This is a genomic window from Rhizobium sp. BK491, assembly GCF_014194925.1.
Classification (GTDB): domain Bacteria; phylum Pseudomonadota; class Alphaproteobacteria; order Rhizobiales; family Rhizobiaceae; genus Rhizobium.
Map to the genome: position 1 here is coordinate 459,450 of NZ_JACIAR010000004.1, position 16,411 is coordinate 475,860.

Genomic DNA, 16,411 nt, shown 5'->3' on the forward strand with positions numbered 1-16,411 from the left:
GGTGTTGAGAAGGCGATACTACAGTCTAACCCTTGAGAGCTAGGCAGCGGAATTCGCAAAGTGATCCGCAGGCCCGCAGGGATCCCAGAAACGGTCGATCAAACCTCTCAACTCTTGTGCCGTCATGCGTTCGAGGTGCGGTCCAAATCCTTTGGGCTCTTGCGGTGGTTGAACGGCCGGCCCGCCATTCTCGGCCTACCAAACCCCAATTCAAACCCCTTCGCGCGCAGTCAAGTACGCGACCAGACCGACGTTGACAATCATGCTCTCTTGCGGGGATACAGAGCGTCATGACGGAACACACTCGCGCTACCCATCCAAAGGCGGTCAAGCGGCTCAAGCGCTCTGAAGACCATGTGAAGAGCGTCACCAGCATGATCGGGGGCGGCAAGCCGTTTCTTGATATCGCTCGGCAATTATCGGTGGCCGACCGACGAGCTCAACACCGATGCGAAATACCTCCGGCGGCATGACCGACCTATTGGCTTATTTCGGATTGTTCATGGCAGCCTTCGGTGCCGCAACGATCCTGCCGATGCAATCGGAGGCGGTGCTTGCTGGCCTGCTTCTGACCGGAAGATACTCCGCGGTCTGGCTGGTGGTTACCGCCGGCGTCGGCAATATTCTGGGTTCGCTCGTCAATTGGATGCTGGGAAGGGGGATCGAACGATTTCGACAGCGCCGCTGGTTCCCCGTTGGTGAGGATACCCTCGATCGTGCGCAGGCATGGTATCGAAAATACGGAAAATGGTCTCTGCTTGCGAGCTGGGTGCCCATCGTCGGAGACCCGATAACGGTGGTCGCCGGCGTTCTGCGCGAGCCGTTGCCAACCTTCCTGCTGCTGGTGACGATTGCCAAGCTCGGGCGTTACGTCATCGTGGCGCTGGCCACGATGAATCTGGGATGACATCTGACGAACGGACGTCGGCCGCCCCGCCATCGTTGCCGCCCGGCTCCACCTCGCTATTCCTCATCGGGCATATGAGAATCGACGCCGAGCGTTTCGAGGTTGTTATGTACGCCCACGACACCCGGAACCGTCAGAACGATCTCCTCGAGATTGCGCGCCAACGAAATCGTCTCGACGCGCCCCTCCAGCGTGATAATCCCGTCGACGGAATGCACTTCGATGTTGTCGGTAACGACTTTGCCGCTCTCTTCGAGCCGCTCGGTGATCTGTGCTTCCAATTCGTCGTCGTCAATTCTGCTGGCTGGCAAGGGAACGGCCGTATCTACCCTCTCCTCGCGACCTGACGCGTCGGCGGTATCTACGGTGAATCCTGTACTCGGATCTTCGTCGAAATTGGCCGGGGTGTCGCCGTAGGGAGTATTGTCGGGATGGCTTTCCAATGGATTGCCATCGACATCCGAATAGGGCCAGCCATCTCGAATTTCCCGATCCTCGTAATCGCGATAGTCTTCTTCGCGAGACAACGGGTTTGGTTTACGTGGCGGTGCCATATTGACCTCCTTACAGCCACCTATCATCTGGAATGATCTAACAGCTGCAATGGGGAAATGTTCCCTTCGCTTGGCCGACGCAGATCTTCGATCGACCCAATCGTCGTGGCATCTGGCCGTTTGCGAAGTTTCGCGGCAGGTTGCCGCTCAGTCAGCAGCTAAAGCGGCGTCGGTTGAAATCGCTATCTGCCTCCCGTCCGGGAATGAATACGAATGCCGATGGCTTGGGAATCCGATATCTAACGCCGTATTTCCTGGTCCTGGGTGTCCGCGAACCTGACCGCTACTTCCGACAGAATTGCTTGCACTTTCGTGATCCGACGAAAACGGAAATGCTCTAGAACCGTTCCATCTCTTGACCGACCTTCGTCAGAAATCGGCTACGGGATATGTCGGTCGAGCGGTTCATGTCGTAGTGAGCAAGGAAGACGACCGGGGCGAAGGGTTTGATCTGAGCGCGCAGCACGCGCTTGACGATCTTCTTCGGCGGATTGCCGGCGATGAAGGCGCGAAACGGATCGGCGCCATAGGTCAAGACAGCGCCGAGCTTGCGGATATGCTGCAGCTTTGAGCGCACCTTGCCGTCGACGAGTTCGAAGGAGACGCCCGGAAGCCAGACCCTATCGAAATAGCCCTTGAGAATGGCCGGAAAGCCGAAATTCCAGACCGGGGTGACGATCACCAAGGCCTCGGTACGCGCGAGCCGGTCGACATAGGATTTGACTGCTTCGGTATTGTCTGGATAGTCGTGGTAGATCATGCGGTCACGACGCGACAGCACGGGATCGAAGCCCTCCGCGTAGAGATTGCAATCGTCGACCTCGTGGCCGGCGCTCTTCAGGCTTTCGATGGTTTTTCGGTGCAGCGCGGCACCGTAGCTTTCCTCGACCGGATGGGAATGAAGGACCAGAACCTTCATGAAGCCTCCATCAGCGCCTCAAGGCCGGGGAAGAGATAGTTCTTGCCGGATTCGAAGTCGAAATTCGGGTCGTCCCAGGCGATCATCTTGCCGGGATTGAGCAGGCCCTTCGGATCTGTTTCCTTCTTGAAGGCAAGCTGGACCGCATCCGTCTGCTTCATGCCGCCTTCCTCCAGCGTATAGCGATGCGGATTGAAGATCGGGCAGCCGTGATCCTGGTGAATCCTAATGATCTCTTCAAGCCGAGCCTCAGACGTATAGCGAACCAGCGGCAGGCCCGAGCATTGGATCTGACCGTCGAACCTAATGAATTCGAGGTGGCCGGGCACCTCGTCGCCGAAGATTTCCACCATCTTCCGGACCTTGGCGACATGATCCGGCCCGGGATACTGCACCTGCAGATAGGTGATCGACGGATCGACCTTCAGGGCGCGCAGTGTGGTGTGGTTCCAGGCAAGCTCATAGGCATGCGGAATGCCTTTCATGCTCTCGACCGTGTCGGAGCGGAAGGTGATTTCACCCTTCTGCTGCATGGTGAAGGCGACGAAAGGGTCCATCGAATGCGGCGCAATCATCAGCGCCACGATCGATTGCCCTTGACGGATGTAGGACTTATGGCGGGTAAAATAATCTTGCGGGATGGGAGCGGCAATCGGAGCGATTTCTTTGACCAGAATGCCGTTGCACTTGGCAAGCGCGTCGGAAAAGCGCACTGCGTCCATGAAATCGTCGTAGCCGACCAGCACGTCGATCCAATCATAGGCCGGCGCCAGCGGCATTTCGATTTCGGTGATGATGCCGTTGGTGCCGTAGGCATGGCTGACCTTGGTCAGATCCCAGCCGGTGAGATCGAGCGTGCGGGGTTCGGCTTCCATCGTCACGACGCGCAGCCGCAGGATGTTGCCGAGATCGCGCAGGCCGCCCCAGGTGATCGAGCCGACGCCGCCCGAACCACCGGCGATGAAGCCGCCAATGGTCGCCATCTGCGCGGTCGAGGGGTGAAAGCGCAGTTCCTGGCCCGAATGGGCCTTGGTCTGCCGGTCGAGCTCGGCAATGACGATGCCGGGCTCGCAGATGACGCGACCGGGATGGATCTCCTTGACCCTGTTCATGGCGGCAAGGTTGAGCACGATGCCGCCGGAAAGCGGCATGGCTTGGCCGTAATTGCCGGTGCCGGCGCCGCGCGGCGTGACGGGGACGTCATGCGCATAGGCGACCTTGAGCGTCCGGATCACCTCTTCCTCGGTTTTCGGGGTGACGACGAGATCGGCCGTGACATTGTCGAGCTGGGCCTTCAGGATCGGCGAATACCAGTAGAAGTCACGGCTTTTCTGGCGTACGAGCGCCGGATTGTCTTCGACGGCAATACCTTCGAGTTCTTTCTTGATGCGCTGATAATCCGGCATGTCAGGCTCCAATGACGCTGTCGAGTTCACGATAATCCGGCAGGCTGCGATCGATCACCTTGCCCTTGCGAAGGACGACGCGATCGGACTGCGGACGAGAGAGGAATTCGCTCCAGCGCCGCGCGCTGAAAAGCACGAGGTCGGCCGGGCTGCCGACGGCGATCCGCCCGATATCCGGGCGGCCAAGTATCTCTGCGGGCGAGGTGGTGATGACCCTTGCAGCCGTATCCAGCGGATGGTCGAGATGCAGGATGCGCACGGCTTCCCGGAACACTTCCACCGGATCGAGATCGCCATAGGCATAGAAGGGGTCGCGCGTATTATCGGAGGCGACGGCCGTGGCAACGCCGGCGGCGGCAAGTTCATGCAGAAGCGTGACGCCGCGCCAGCGTGGTGTGCGGCCGACATGGCGGTCCTGCAGGTACATGTTGCACATTGGCAACGAAACGATGGAGATCCCGGCCTTGGCAACGAGATCGATGGTGGCGCGCGCGACATCTTCATCCTGCCGGGCAAGCGAGCAGCAATGGCCGGCGGTGACCTTGCCCTGGTAGCCATTTCGCAACACGGCTTCGGCAATCGCCTGAAGCGTCAGCACCTGCTTGTCTTCGGTTTCATCGACATGCAGGTCGACATCGAGGCCGTTGTTGGCAGCGGCGCGCAACAACTTGTCAAGCTGAGCATCCAGATCGGGGTTCATCTGGGTGACACCGCCCATCAACCCGCCTGCCTCGCGCACGACGCGAAGCAGGTCGGCGAAAAAGGCATCATCGACCATGTTGTCGAGCGGAAAGAGAGCGACAGCCTGCAGCGCGATCTTGCTCTTCCAGGACTCGCGGACCGAGGTGAAAACCTCGAAGGAAATGCGGTGCTGCGGCGCCAGCGAATCCAGATGGGTGCGGATCAGGCCGGTGCCATGCGCGTAAGCCGAGCGCAGCGAGAATTCCATGCGCTTGCGCACGTCCTCGGCCGACCAGTTGGCCTCGCGGTCGGCGCGCACGGCGTCGAGCGCACCCATGAAACTGCCGTCCGGGTTAGAACGCCGCTCCCATATATGGCCTTTATCGAGATGGGTGTGCATGTCGGCGAAAGTCGGCCAGACCATACCTTCCTTCATATCGACTTTGGCATATTCGACTGGCGCGGTGCCAGGCGCCAGAATACCGCTGACGAGACCGTCGGTGACGACGATATCGGCCTTGACGAGACCCTCGTTGGCAGGCGTCTTGGAACCGGAAAGCGTCACGGCTGGGATGGTGGCATTGCTCAGCACGAAGCGGGCGGCGTTCGGCGGCGACATGAAGGCGTGTGACATCAGTTCTCCCGCTTGAGGCTGCTTTCATGCCAGCGATGCAGGCTCAGCCATGAGATGAAAGAGGTAAAGGCGAAGATTGCAACGCCAAGCGCCGATAGCAGCAGGAGTGCTGCAAAGAGACGCGGCATGTTTTGGCGGTATTGCGCCTCCAGCAGTCGAAAGGCGAGGCCGGAGTTGGGGCCGCCCGAGCCGGCGGCGAATTCGGCCACGACCGATGCGATCAGCGACAGGCCGCCGCCGATCCTCAGGCCCGTCATGAAATAGGGCTGGGCGGCAGGCAGCTTCAGATGCAGCAAGGCCTGCCAACGCGAAGCGCCATAGAGATCGAAGAGGTTGAGCAGGTTATGGTCGACGCTCTTCAATCCCTGCACCATGTTGGAGAGGATCGGAAAGAAGGCGACGAGGAAGCCGCAGATCAGAAGTGCGGCCTCGCGCGTCGGTGCATAGATCAGGATCAGCGGCGCAATCGCGACGATCGGCGTTACCTGAAGGATGACGGCCAGCGGATAGAAGGCAAGTTCGATCCAGCGGGACTGCACGAGGAAGATCGCAAAGCCGACGCCGCCGATCAGCGCCAGCACGAGGGATATGAAGGTGATCTCAGTCGTCACCCACAGAGCCGGCCAAAGGATGCCCCAGTCGGAAACGAGCGCCTTGGCGACGGCGATGGGGCTTGGCAGAATATATTGCGGAATGCCGGTGCCGACGACCAGAAGCTGCCAGAGGACAAGAAGCGCAAGGACGGTCAGGATGGGCACGAAGATGCCAAGCGTGCGTTCGATACTGCGCTTTCTGGCTGCATCTACCGCCGGCGCATCGGCCGATTCAACGGAAAGAGTGGCGGGCAGGCTGGTGCTGTCGCTCATCAATGGGCCTCCGGCCAGCCGATGGCCTCGATCAGGGAACGGGACACTTTTTCGCACACCTGCCGATATTCTTCCGACGAACGATAAAGCGGATCGCGCTCGCCGCTGGTTTTCAGCGGAAAATCGCTATGAACGCGGCCCGGTCGTGCCTTCATGACGACGATACGATTGGAGAGATAGGCAGACTCATAGACCGAATGCGTGACGAAGATGACTGTAATGCCGGTCTTCTGCCAAAGGTTGAGAACATCGTCGTTCAGTTTCTGTCGGGTAATTTCGTCGAGTGCCGCAAAGGGCTCGTCCATCAACAGCAGCTTCGGCTTCGTCACCAAGGCGCGGGCGATCGAAACGCGCATCTTCATGCCGCCGGACAATTCGCGCGGATAGGCTTGCGCAAAATCCTGGAGGCCGACCGTTGCCAGCGTTTCCATGATCTGGTCGTGAGCGGCCGCTTTCGAAATACCCCTGAGCTTCAAGGGCAGATGGACGTTGCCGAGCACCGTCTTCCAAGGAAGCAGCGTCGGCTCCTGGAAGACAAAGCTGATATCGCCTTCCGGCAGGCCCTTGGCGTTGATACGCGAACTCGGCCAATCGATCCTGCCACTGGAGGCACCACCAAGGCCTGCGATGATGCGCAAGGCCGTCGACTTGCCGCAACCGGAAGGGCCGAGCAGGCTGATGAACTCGCCGCTTTCCACATGGAGCGACATGCCCGATAGCGCCAGCGTGCCGTTGGAGAAGACCTTGGAGACCTGTTCCATGACGACGAGCGGCCGCTTGCGTGTCTCGGGTTGGGTGGATTTGGTAGCTTCGGACACTAGCATGGTTTAGCTCTTTATTGATCCACCCTCCCCTTGAGGGGGAGGGTCGGAGCGAAGCTCCGGGGCGGGGTGATCTGTTGCTATCTCAGGCTATCACCCCCACCCGCCGCTTTGCGGCGACCTCCCCCCTCAAGGGGGAGGTGCCAATGTTACTTCTTCAGCGACATCCCGATGCCCTTGCAGACGAACTGCGTATCGAAGGCCTTCTTGTAGTCGATGTCGGCGTCAAAGAGCTTGATCTGGACCATCTCGTCGAAGAACTTCTTGTAGTGGGCCTCAGTGATGCAGCCGATGCCCTTTTCGAGGGCTTCGCCGGATTCGACGATGCCATATTCCTTCATCTTGGCGATGGAATAAGCGATCTGACCATCCGTCATATCGGGATTGTCCTTCTTGATCAGCTCGTTGGCCGCCTTGTTGTCGCCGTAGAGATAATTGTACCAGCCCTCGATCGAGGCATTGACGAAACGTTGCACGAGATCGGGGTTCTTGTCGACCAGCGCCTTCTGCGCGGTGATCATCGTCGAATAGGGCGAGTAGCCGGCATCGGCGATCAGGAAGACCTTCGGCTTCCAGCCGGCCTGCTTCTCGATCTCGTAGGGCTCGGAGGTGACGTAACCCTGTTGCGCGGACTGCTTATCGGCGAGGAAGGGTGCCGGGCTGAAGTTGTAAGGCTTGAACTGTTCGTCCTTGAAGCCCTGGAAATTGGCCTTCATCCACTCGAAATAGGTAATGTAGCCGTCCTTGCTCAGAAACAACGTCGGCAGCTTGGCCAGATCCTCGAATTTTTCCACGCCGGCATCCGGATGGGCGATGAGGACCTGCGGATCCTTCTGGAAGATGGCGGCGACGTCAACGATCGGAATGCCCTGTTTGACCGCATCGATCTCCTGCTGCGGGCCGCCCATGTAGAAATCCAGCTTGCCGGAGATCAGTAGGGCCGAATTGGCCGCGTTGGGGCCGCCCTGGACGATCGTGACATCAAGGCCGTATTTCTTGTAGGTGCCGTCGGCAACCGCCTGATAGAAACCTCCGTGCTCGGCTTGCGCAAGCCAGTTCGTGCCGTAGCTGACTTTATCGAGCGCATTTGCAGGCTCGGCGGCCATAATTGCGGCGGCAAGCCCCATGGCGGCAAAGAATGTTTTCGTCTTCAAGGCTTTATACATGGCTGACTGTTCCCCTTATCTGCCATGGGACGTCGTGGTTGGCGCCCATTTCCTACATTTGAGCGGTTGCTTTGCTCTTTGAAAAGCATCAAAATTCGTGCGCATTGATGCCTTTTCGGCATCTGTTCCCGGGTCTGTGCCTAAATTGTGCGGTCTGGGCAAAAATTAAGCAATGGGGACAGATATGCTGCACTCGCGACGGCTTCTCTATATCAATGAAATCGCCCGCTGTGGCTCGATCCGCAAGGCGGCGGCACGGCTCAATGTCGCCTCGTCGGCCATCAACCGGCAGATCCTGGCGCTGGAGGAGGAAATGGGGGCGCCGCTTTTCGAACGGCTGCCTCGTGGACTCAGACTGACCGCGGCCGGCGAGCTCTGTATCGAGCATATCCGCGAGGTTCTGAAGAATTACGAGCGGCTTGAGGGCCGCATTCGCAGTCTCAAGATGCAGCAGGCGGGCAAGGTTCGCATCGTCGCCACTGTCGGCCTGGCCTCAGGTCCGCTACCCGAGATCATCGCGCGTTTTCTTTCCGAGCATCCAAGAGTCTTCGTCCAGCTGCGCAACGATGCCGGATCGACGACGATGGCGCCGGTCGTCTCAGGAGAAGTGGATCTCGGGCTTGGCTTCAACATTCCGGCAATGCCTGGCATTCGCTCCCTTGCCAATTTCGATATACCGATCGGCGTCGTCCTGCAGCCCGGTCATCCGCTGATCGGGCCTGGTCCCATCAATCTCGCCGATGTCGTGGAGGAGCGGCTATTGCTTGCGCAGCCCGGGACGAGCCTGCGAGAGGTCATCAATCTGATGCTTTCGCGTCTTTCCGTACAGGTCGAACCTGTGCTGGAGAGCAATGCGTCGGAAATGCTGAAGCAGCTGGTAAAATGCGGGGCAGGGCTGACACTGCTCAACCCCCTTGATGTGCTGACCGAATGTCGCCGGGGAGAGCTGGTCTTCCGGCCGATCGCCGAGCCTCATTCGCGGCATCAACCGATGAAGCTCGTCGCCCGTGCACGAGCGCCACTCGACGCTGCGACCAGCCTCTTTGTCGAATACCTGCTTGCCGAGCTTGCGGGGATGGTCGAGGAGCTGCAGGCGAAGGGGCATATCATGCTACCCTCCGAACGCCGCCGCTCGGACGCCTATTTCGAATAGAGGTTGGCAAGCGGATAGTCGCGCAGATCACGCAGCATCTCGATGAAGCCAGCGATCTCATGCCGGCAGATGAGCGCGCCCTTTTCCGCCGTGCCGTTGGCGGCATTGCCGACGACGCCGTTCGGATTGAGATCGTGGGCGATCCAGGCGAGCGAATGGGGCGGCAATGGCTGCAGATATTTGGAGCGCTCCTTCATCCATTCGGCCTTGGAGGAGAAATTCTCAGCCTTGTCCATGCGCACGAGTTCAGGCCGGAAGTGCAGCATGAGCGACGTTTCGACATCGCCGCCGTGAATGCCGAAGCGTTGCTCATGTTCGTCGATCATGCCGTCGGGCGTGCCGAAGCGGGTCCATTGCGTGGCGACGACGGCCATCTGGTAGCGCACGCGCAGTTCGCGCGCGACGATGCTCATAATATCCACGTTTCCGCCATGCGAATTGACGATCACCATCTTGCGGATGCCAGCCTCGGCCACTTTCGCGCCGATGGCGGTCCAGACCGGGATCAGCAGCTCTGCGGAGAGCGACAGCGTGCCGGGGCCGTAGACATGTTCGTTGGCCTTGCCGATCTCCTGCAGCGGCAGCACGAGAAAATCGAGATCGTCCGGACGCTGCACTTTCAATTCTGCCAGCATGCCTTCAGCGATTGCGACATCCGTCGCGATCGGCAGATGCGGACCATGCTGTTCCGTAGAGGCGATCGGCAGGATCGCGATCGTGGTGTCTGGCGAAAGCTCGGCGAAATCATTGGTATTGAGTTCGTTCCAATAGAAGGGCTTCGTCATTGCCATGTCCTCTCGTCAGCGCCTGGTTGCTCAACGGATACGGCAAGGATGGTAACGGTGGAAAGCATCAATTTGCGGCCGTGCCGCTGCCTTTTTGCGTGCGCTGACCGATGGGCAAACTTGGAATAGGGCAGAAGCGATGCGGCAACCGAAGCATTCCGCATCGGTAAGGAGCGTGACTGCCGCGCCGATTGACGCTGTTGGAACGAGATCGCTTCATTCCGGCGCGGGCGCACAATATGGATCCCAGGTCGATTCAAACCATCTCACAGTTCACTCACAAGAATTTTATAAATTAGATTCGACTAAATTCATTTCCGCTATTCTCTTCCGGCCACCCGTTCCTATCTCGCACTTGCGAAATGATCGCGCATTCCAACCCGCCGGGCATGGGTACGCCCCCTGCCTGCCGTCCGGCCCATCACAAGGACTCGACAATGGGTGATTTGCTCAAGGGTATCTCCAGCTTTCGCGGAGCCGTATTTCCCGACCATCAGGCACTTTATCGCAGGCTGGCGGAGGAGGGACAGCAACCACAAGCGCTGATGATTTCCTGCGCCGACAGCCGGGTGATGCCTGAAACGATCACGCAATCCGGCCCCGGCGAACTTTTCGTTTGCCGCAATGCCGGAAATATCGTTCCTCCGTTTTCCACCGCTAACGGCGGCGTATCATCGGCGATAGAATATGCCGTCGTCGCGCTGGGCGTTCGCGATATCATCGTGTGCGGGCATTCCGATTGCGGCGCTATGAAGGGGCTTTGCTATCCCGATCTCCTGAAGCCGATGCCGAATGTTGCTGCGTGGCTGAAACACAGCCATGCTGCCCATTCGATCGTTTGCGAAGCCTATCCTGGCGATCTGCCCGAGCGCCAAAGGGTCCGCGCCATAGCCATGGAAAACGTTGTTGTCCAGCTTGACCATCTGCGCACGCATCCTTCGGTCGCGGCCAAGCTGGCGACCAACGACATTGCCCTACATGGCTGGTTTTTCGACATCGAGACCGGGGAGGTGCTCGTTTACGACGGTGCCGCCGCTCGGTTCACGGATATCAACGAGGACAGGCCCTTGCCCGTCGCCGTCACCGGTCGTGGTCGTCCGCATGTGATGCCGCAAGCTGCGGAGTAGGCCCGATGATGTCAAGCTCTGTTCTTTCGCGAGACTTCGCATCGTCGCTTGTCGTGTTTCTCGTCGCGATACCGCTTTGCCTCGGGATTGCCGTGGCGTCAGGCGTTCCGGTGGCCATGGGTCTTATTTCAGGCATTGTCGGGGGCATTGTCGTCGGCCTTTTGGCCGGATCTCCACTTCAGGTGTCAGGGCCGGCGGCGGGACTGGCCGTGATCGTCTTCGGCTTCGTCGAACAACATGGCGTTGCCATGCTCGGGCCGGTCCTCATCGTGGCGGGATTGCTGCAGGTTATTGCCGGATTCCTGAAGATCGGATCGTGGTTTCGGGCAATTTCGCCTGCGGTGGTCCACGGCATGCTCGCCGGGATCGGCATCCTCATCATCCTTGGCCAGGTCCATGTGCTGATGGGGGCAAGACCTGCTGCCGGCGGCATCGAAAACGTGACTGCCATGGAGCAGACCCTTGGCCGCGTATGGGGCGCGGGACTCACCCAGGAATCGGTTGCTCTCCTAGTAGGCTTGATCTCCTTGCTCGCCATGGTCGCCTGGGAGAAGTTCAGGCCGAAGCCATTGATGCTGGTGCCCGGTGCTCTGGTGGGGGTTGCTACCGGCACGATATTGACGGCCGGGATGAAGCTGCCGATCGCCAGGGTGGAAGTGCCGTCTTCTCTCATCGACAGCATTTCGCTGCCGACGCTCGAGAGTTTTGCTAGAATGGCCGAGCCCGGTATCATCTTGGCGACGTTGGTCATCGCCGTGATCGCCAGCGCGGAAACGCTATTGTCTTCCGCCGCCGTCGATCGCATGCATGATGGCGTGCGGACTCGCTTCAACAAGGAGCTGTTTGCGCAAGGTATCGGCAATGGGCTTTGTGGTCTGCTTGGTGCACTGCCGATCACGGGTGTCATCGTCAGGTCGTCCGCCAATATTCAGGCAGGCGCGCGTACCCGGGCATCTGCCGTACTGCATGGTGTTTGGATCCTTGGGCTAGTGGCATTTCTGCCGCAGCTCCTTGCAATGGTGCCGCTGACGGCGCTTGCCGCAGTGCTGCTGGTGACGGGATGGCGGCTGATCAGTCTCCATCATGTCCGCCACCTCTTCGATCATCACGGCTGGGTTCCCGTCGGGATATGGACCGCGACGGTGGCCATGGTGGTGCTTCAGGACCTGCTCGTCGGCGTGGCGCTCGGCCTTGCACTGTCCATATTGGAAATCCTTCCCTATCTGCGGCGCAAGCTCGCCATCGACAGATTGGAGGATGATGAAACTATCCATCTCGACCTCGTCGGCGTGGCGACATGCAAGGATGTTCCCGCCCTGCTCAACACGCTGGAAACGCTTCCAGAGGGTCGCAAGATCAGGATTGCCGGCGCTCGCCTGCATTATCTTGACCACACGAGCGCCGAAACACTGCGTGAGTGGCTAAAACGGCAGAAAAAATCGGGACGCCTGGTCGAAATCGAGCATCCGCCGCTCGGACGCCATCGACGGCTGAAGCCGATCTTTGAAAAGCTATCGGAAGAGGTTGCCTGATCGGCGACCAGTCATGGCGGCGGGAAGGAAACTCGCACCTTCCCGCGACCTTCAATTTTAAATCCGGCAATATTTCAAGGATGGGCCGAAGCGCGCCAGGTCAAAACTCTTCCCAGGACGGCGACGCCGCAGTGGCAGCGCCGGAGCCTCCGAATGCGCCAGCAATCTTGGCTCGCAGCGAGCGTGCCGGCGATGCGGCAGGGCTGGAGCGCTCGGTGGCTGCAACCGGTCTTGCATGCGAGCGCCCCTTCTGCAGATTGAACTGACCGAGAATTTCGTTCAGCGCCGTCACCTCCTTGGCGAGGCTGTAGCTGGCAGCCGTCGATTCCTCGACCATGGCCGCATTCTGCTGCGTTCCCTGGTCGATGCTGTTGACGGCCGTATTGATCTCCTGCAGGCCGGTCGCCTGTTCGCGGGCGGCTTCGACGATCGCCCGTACATTGCGGTCGATTTCCTCCACCTCCTTGACGATCTGCTGCAGCGATTGCCCCGTTCTCGTGACGAGATCGACGCCGCTGCCGACCTGCTGGCCGGATGTGGAAATGAGCGCCTTGATCTCCTAAGCCGCCGTGGCGGAGCGCTGAGCGAGTTCGCGGACTTCCTGCGCAACGACGGCAAAGCCCTTGCCGGCGTCACCGGCACGCGCCGCCTCGACGCCGGCATTGAGCGCCAGCAGGTTCGTCTGGAAGGCAATATCGTCGATGACGCCGATGATGTTGGAAATTTCACCCGAGGATTTCGAGATTGCTTCCATTGCGGCAATCGCGTCCTGCATGACTTCGCCGGATTTTTCGGCGCCGATGCGCGCGCGTCCGACCAGCGAACTTGCCTCTTCTGCACGCCGGGTAGAATCCTTGACCGTCGTGGTGATCTCCTCGAGTGCCGCCGCCGTCTCCTCGATCGAGGCCGCCTGCTGCTCGGTGCGTTTGGAGAGGTCGTCGGCTGCCGAGCGGATCTGATTGGCGCCGGCGGCGATGGCCTGACCACCCTGACCGACCGCGACAAGGGTCTCCTCGACCTTCGTCATCGAGGCGTTGAAATCCATTCTCAGACGATCGAGATTCGCGACGAAGGGTTGTTCCAGGCGATAGGTCAGGTTGCCGTTCGAGAGCTCTCCCAGGCCCTGTGCCAGACTGTCGACTGCAAACTGCGCGTCGGCGGCATCCTTGGCCTTCTGCGCTTCGCGCTCCAGCCTTTCCTTTTCGGAGAGGCTGCGATTGGCGTCGGCTTCCTGCTCCAGGCGCAGACGCTCAATGGCACTGTCGCGGAAGACTGCGACGGCCGCGGCCATCTGGCCGACTTCGTCCTTGCGCTCGATCCCTGAAACAGGCTCGTCGGTATTGCCATCCGCAAGCGAAACCATGCGCGCCCGCAGACGTTCGATGGGGGCGGCGATGCCGCGTGCTGAAACGAGAATAGCGATTGCAATGGTGGCGGCAAAGAGAAGGCCGAGCGCGATCAAAGCGTCGTCGATGGTGCTGCTTGCCTCTTCTGCCAACATGTTGCTCTTGTCGTTGAGGGATTTGTTGAACGCGTCGAGCCACTGACGAATCGAAACGACCTCGTCATTGATCATCGGATCTACCTGCTTCAAGAGCGTGGCGGCGCTATTGTTATCGTCTATCAGGCCGGCTTTGACGGCTTGGTCTGTAAGAGCGATGATGTCATTTGCCCTTGCGACGAGCTTGTCGATTGTATCTGCTTCTGTCGGAACCAACTGCCTGGCGTTTGCGAAACGCTGCAGAAGTACTTGCTTGTTCTCCTGATAGTCCCTAGAGAACGCCGCCATCTGCGGGTCCTTAGCGGTATATTGCAGGATCTGGTAGGCGTTGTAACTCATGGCGGTCACGCGCTGGCTGGCTCTCGACATCTCGACCGCCGCCGTTTCATCCTTGGCGATAAAATTCGAGTAGGTGCCAACCGTGTCCCTGAACTGGTTCGAGACGACGAGGACACCGGCGATCCCGATCAGGCAGATCGGGATTAAGATCGTCAGGACTTTCGTCTTGATCTTGGCGTTCTGGAGAAATGACATGGCTTGTTTCGCTCTCGAAAGGGTCGGCAACCGCTAGGACGATTGAAGAGGGGCAAGTGCCAGCGATGACCTGCTCTGGATAATGGGGGCATTACAGAGAGGGAGCATCCTGCTCGTCGCATCTTGGCGCTGTTCTTTCAAAATCTATAACCAAGCTGACAAAACGGTTAATCCTGTTGGATATTCGTCCGATAGTCCGACAAATACCGCCACAGATATGGGACATATAATTCTAAATTACTCCATAGTTGTAGCCGCACATATTCCGGAGGCTCGAACTGGAAATTTGCGGCAGCATGCTCGGGTTAAATCGGCGATATACTCTCCGCGTCAGGTACACTCAGACCGCGCTTCGTCGTATTGAAGGAGCTTCTGAGGGCGACGTCCCTGAGTGCCAATTATTCCGGAACATACGATAGATCCGCGCGTTTCAGCAGCTCAACGGCGAGCAAGGATGCGAGCAAGAAGATTTCATTCTCTGGCGCTGCTGTCGCCGTCGTCACACGTAAGTTTAGGTCCGCTGGAGGTTCGTCAATGAGTTTTGCCGTCGCCCTCGTCACCGGAGCTGGCTCGGGGATTGGAAGAGCGACTGCATTGGCGCTTGCGAAGGATGGTTTTGCAATTGGTGTGCTGGGACGCACGCAGGAAGAGATTTCCTCGACATTTGATGAGATTTCCGTCAGGGGCGGGCAGGCGGCCATCCTCCTCGCCGACATTTCGGATGAACGTCAGATATCGGCAGCCGTGAAAGAGCTTGTCGCGCGCTTCGGCCGGCTGGATGTCGTAGTTGCCAATGCCGGCATCAACGGAGTCTGGGCGCCGATCGACGATCTGAGCCTATCGGAATGGAATGACACCATTTCGATCAATCTGACCGGAACTTTTCTGACCATCCGCGCGACGGTGCCGGAGCTGAAGCACTCGGGCGGCGGCTCGATCATCGTCGTCTCCTCCATCAACGGAACGAGGACGTTCACGACCCCAGGCGCGACGGCCTATACCGCCACCAAAGCGGGGCAGGTCGCCATGGTGCAGCAGCTGGCTCTCGAACTGGCCCGCCATCACATACGCATCAATGCGGTCTGTCCCGGTGAAATCGAAACCAATATCGATGCGAATACCAGCCTGCGCAAACGCGAGGAAACATTGATCCCCGTCATCTGGCCTGAGGGCCAGGTGCCGATTACCGGTGGTCGGCCGGGCCGAAGCGAAGATGTGGCCGAGGTGATCGCTTTCCTGGCGTCCGATAAGGCCCGTCATATAACCGGCTCGCCCATCTGGGTGGACGGGGGTCAAGGTCTGCTGCGCTAGATGGCAGAGGCCAGGACTGCCGATGTCGCGGCAGCCCTGCAAATGCTCTCAAGACCGGCAAACGAGAGTGTAAAGGTCATGCATGCCGCTGCCTGGGCCAAACCCGATTCGAGCCTCCTCACTATCTGCTTGCGGATTGGCGAGCTCGCTCTTCAGCTCAGCCGCATTTTGCGGGAAGACCGGCACATCAGCCATCACACCGCATTTAAGATAATATCCCGCGTAGAAGGGCTGCCCCTGCTTTTCGGTGCTGGGCTGGCGTACAAGCAACATCAGCATGCCGTCTTTGCGTTTTGCGACGGTGAGAAAGAATTCGCCATCGTGCGTCAGCGCAAAACTATCTTCGTTTGGGACCGGTTTCCAAGCCTTTGCTTTCAAATTGAAAACCTGCTCCGGCGCGACCAGTATCTCGAAAGATCCCTTACCGGAAGGTTCGCCTGCATGTGAGGCAGCGCCTGTGATGAGGGCACCGATGAATGCGGTGGCGAACAAAGCTGCACTTTTCATTAAAATT

The 16,411-nt window shown here is 59.1% G+C and carries 14 protein-coding genes and 2 pseudogenes; 6 read left to right on the forward strand and 10 right to left on the reverse strand.

The features are described from left to right. Nucleotides 1-290: 290 nt before the first annotated feature. Nucleotides 291-419: pseudogene (locus FHX05_RS30465) on the forward strand (metal resistance protein); the annotation flags it as partial. Nucleotides 420-469: 50 nt separating this feature from the next. Further along, nucleotides 470-907 (forward strand): YqaA family protein, encoded by a 438-nt coding sequence (locus FHX05_RS20480; RefSeq protein WP_183874472.1) that lies wholly within the window; start codon nt 470-472, stop codon nt 905-907. Nucleotides 908-963: 56 nt separating this feature from the next. On the opposite strand, the gene FHX05_RS20485 is transcribed toward FHX05_RS20480, so the two are convergent. The 7 genes from FHX05_RS20485 to FHX05_RS20515 all read right to left on the reverse strand — a co-directional run bounded on the left by FHX05_RS20485 (nt 964) and on the right by FHX05_RS20515 (nt 7,954). Next, entirely contained in the window at nt 964-1,461 is a 498-nt protein-coding gene (locus FHX05_RS20485) for a BON domain-containing protein (protein WP_183874119.1), read from the reverse strand. Nucleotides 1,462-1,798: 337 nt separating this feature from the next. Then, nucleotides 1,799-2,380, reverse strand: a complete 582-nt coding sequence (locus FHX05_RS20490; protein ID WP_183874121.1) for an NAD(P)H-dependent oxidoreductase — start codon at nt 2,378-2,380, stop codon at nt 1,799-1,801. Further along, entirely contained in the window at nt 2,377-3,786 is a 1,410-nt protein-coding gene (locus tag FHX05_RS20495; protein ID WP_183874122.1) for an FAD-binding oxidoreductase, read from the reverse strand. The genes FHX05_RS20490 and FHX05_RS20495 overlap by 4 nt, the downstream gene beginning before the upstream one ends. A 1-nt stretch (nt 3,787) precedes the next feature. Beyond that, the gene (locus tag FHX05_RS20500; protein ID WP_183874123.1) at nt 3,788-5,101 is read right to left on the reverse strand and encodes a cytosine deaminase; all 1,314 of its coding nucleotides are present in this window, start codon (nt 5,099-5,101) and stop codon (nt 3,788-3,790) included. Then, nucleotides 5,101-5,967, reverse strand: a complete 867-nt coding sequence (locus FHX05_RS20505) for an ABC transporter permease (protein ID WP_246699016.1) — start codon at nt 5,965-5,967, stop codon at nt 5,101-5,103. Before FHX05_RS20505 ends, FHX05_RS20500 begins: the two co-directional genes overlap by 1 nt. Beyond that, on the reverse strand, nt 5,967-6,791 hold the full coding sequence (locus tag FHX05_RS20510) for an ABC transporter ATP-binding protein (RefSeq protein WP_183874125.1): 825 nt from the start codon (nt 6,789-6,791) through the stop codon (nt 5,967-5,969). Before FHX05_RS20510 ends, FHX05_RS20505 begins: the two co-directional genes overlap by 1 nt. 146 nt (nt 6,792-6,937) lie before the next feature. Next, complete coding sequence (locus FHX05_RS20515; RefSeq protein ID WP_112399943.1) at nt 6,938-7,954, reverse strand: ABC transporter substrate-binding protein; 1,017 nt, start codon at nt 7,952-7,954, stop codon at nt 6,938-6,940. 184 nt (nt 7,955-8,138) lie between these two features. Here FHX05_RS20515 and FHX05_RS20520 point away from each other — a divergent pair, with 184 nt between their 5' ends. Further along, nucleotides 8,139-9,107, forward strand: coding sequence for a LysR substrate-binding domain-containing protein (locus tag FHX05_RS20520; protein ID WP_183874127.1), 969 nt, complete (start codon nt 8,139-8,141; stop codon nt 9,105-9,107). Here FHX05_RS20520 and FHX05_RS20525 read toward each other — a convergent pair. Continuing rightward, complete coding sequence (locus FHX05_RS20525; RefSeq protein ID WP_183874476.1) at nt 9,095-9,892, reverse strand: creatininase family protein; 798 nt, start codon at nt 9,890-9,892, stop codon at nt 9,095-9,097. The two genes, FHX05_RS20520 and FHX05_RS20525, sit on opposite strands and share 13 nt — an antisense overlap. Before the next feature lie 437 nt (nt 9,893-10,329). Here FHX05_RS20525 and FHX05_RS20530 point away from each other — a divergent pair, with 437 nt between their 5' ends. Further along, complete coding sequence (locus FHX05_RS20530) at nt 10,330-11,019, forward strand: carbonic anhydrase (RefSeq protein WP_183711684.1); 690 nt, start codon at nt 10,330-10,332, stop codon at nt 11,017-11,019. A 5-nt stretch (nt 11,020-11,024) separates the two neighbouring features. Next, on the forward strand, nt 11,025-12,551 hold the full coding sequence (locus FHX05_RS20535; RefSeq protein ID WP_183874129.1) for a SulP family inorganic anion transporter: 1,527 nt from the start codon (nt 11,025-11,027) through the stop codon (nt 12,549-12,551). A gap of 100 nt (nt 12,552-12,651) precedes the next feature. On the opposite strand, the pseudogene FHX05_RS20540 reads toward FHX05_RS20535, so the two are convergent. Continuing rightward, nucleotides 12,652-14,586, reverse strand: a pseudogene (locus FHX05_RS20540) (methyl-accepting chemotaxis protein). 534 nt (nt 14,587-15,120) lie between these two features. Between FHX05_RS20540 and FHX05_RS20545 the strand changes: the two are divergent. Next, nucleotides 15,121-15,897 carry an SDR family NAD(P)-dependent oxidoreductase gene (locus tag FHX05_RS20545; protein WP_183874131.1) on the forward strand — a complete coding sequence of 259 codons (777 nt, stop codon included), beginning with the start codon at nt 15,121-15,123 and terminating at the stop codon, nt 15,895-15,897. Nucleotides 15,898-15,945: 48 nt separating this feature from the next. Here FHX05_RS20545 and FHX05_RS20550 read toward each other — a convergent pair whose 3' ends face one another. Beyond that, on the reverse strand, nt 15,946-16,404 hold the full coding sequence (locus FHX05_RS20550) for a hypothetical protein (RefSeq protein ID WP_246699017.1): 459 nt from the start codon (nt 16,402-16,404) through the stop codon (nt 15,946-15,948). Between the last annotated feature and the right edge of the window lie 7 nt (nt 16,405-16,411).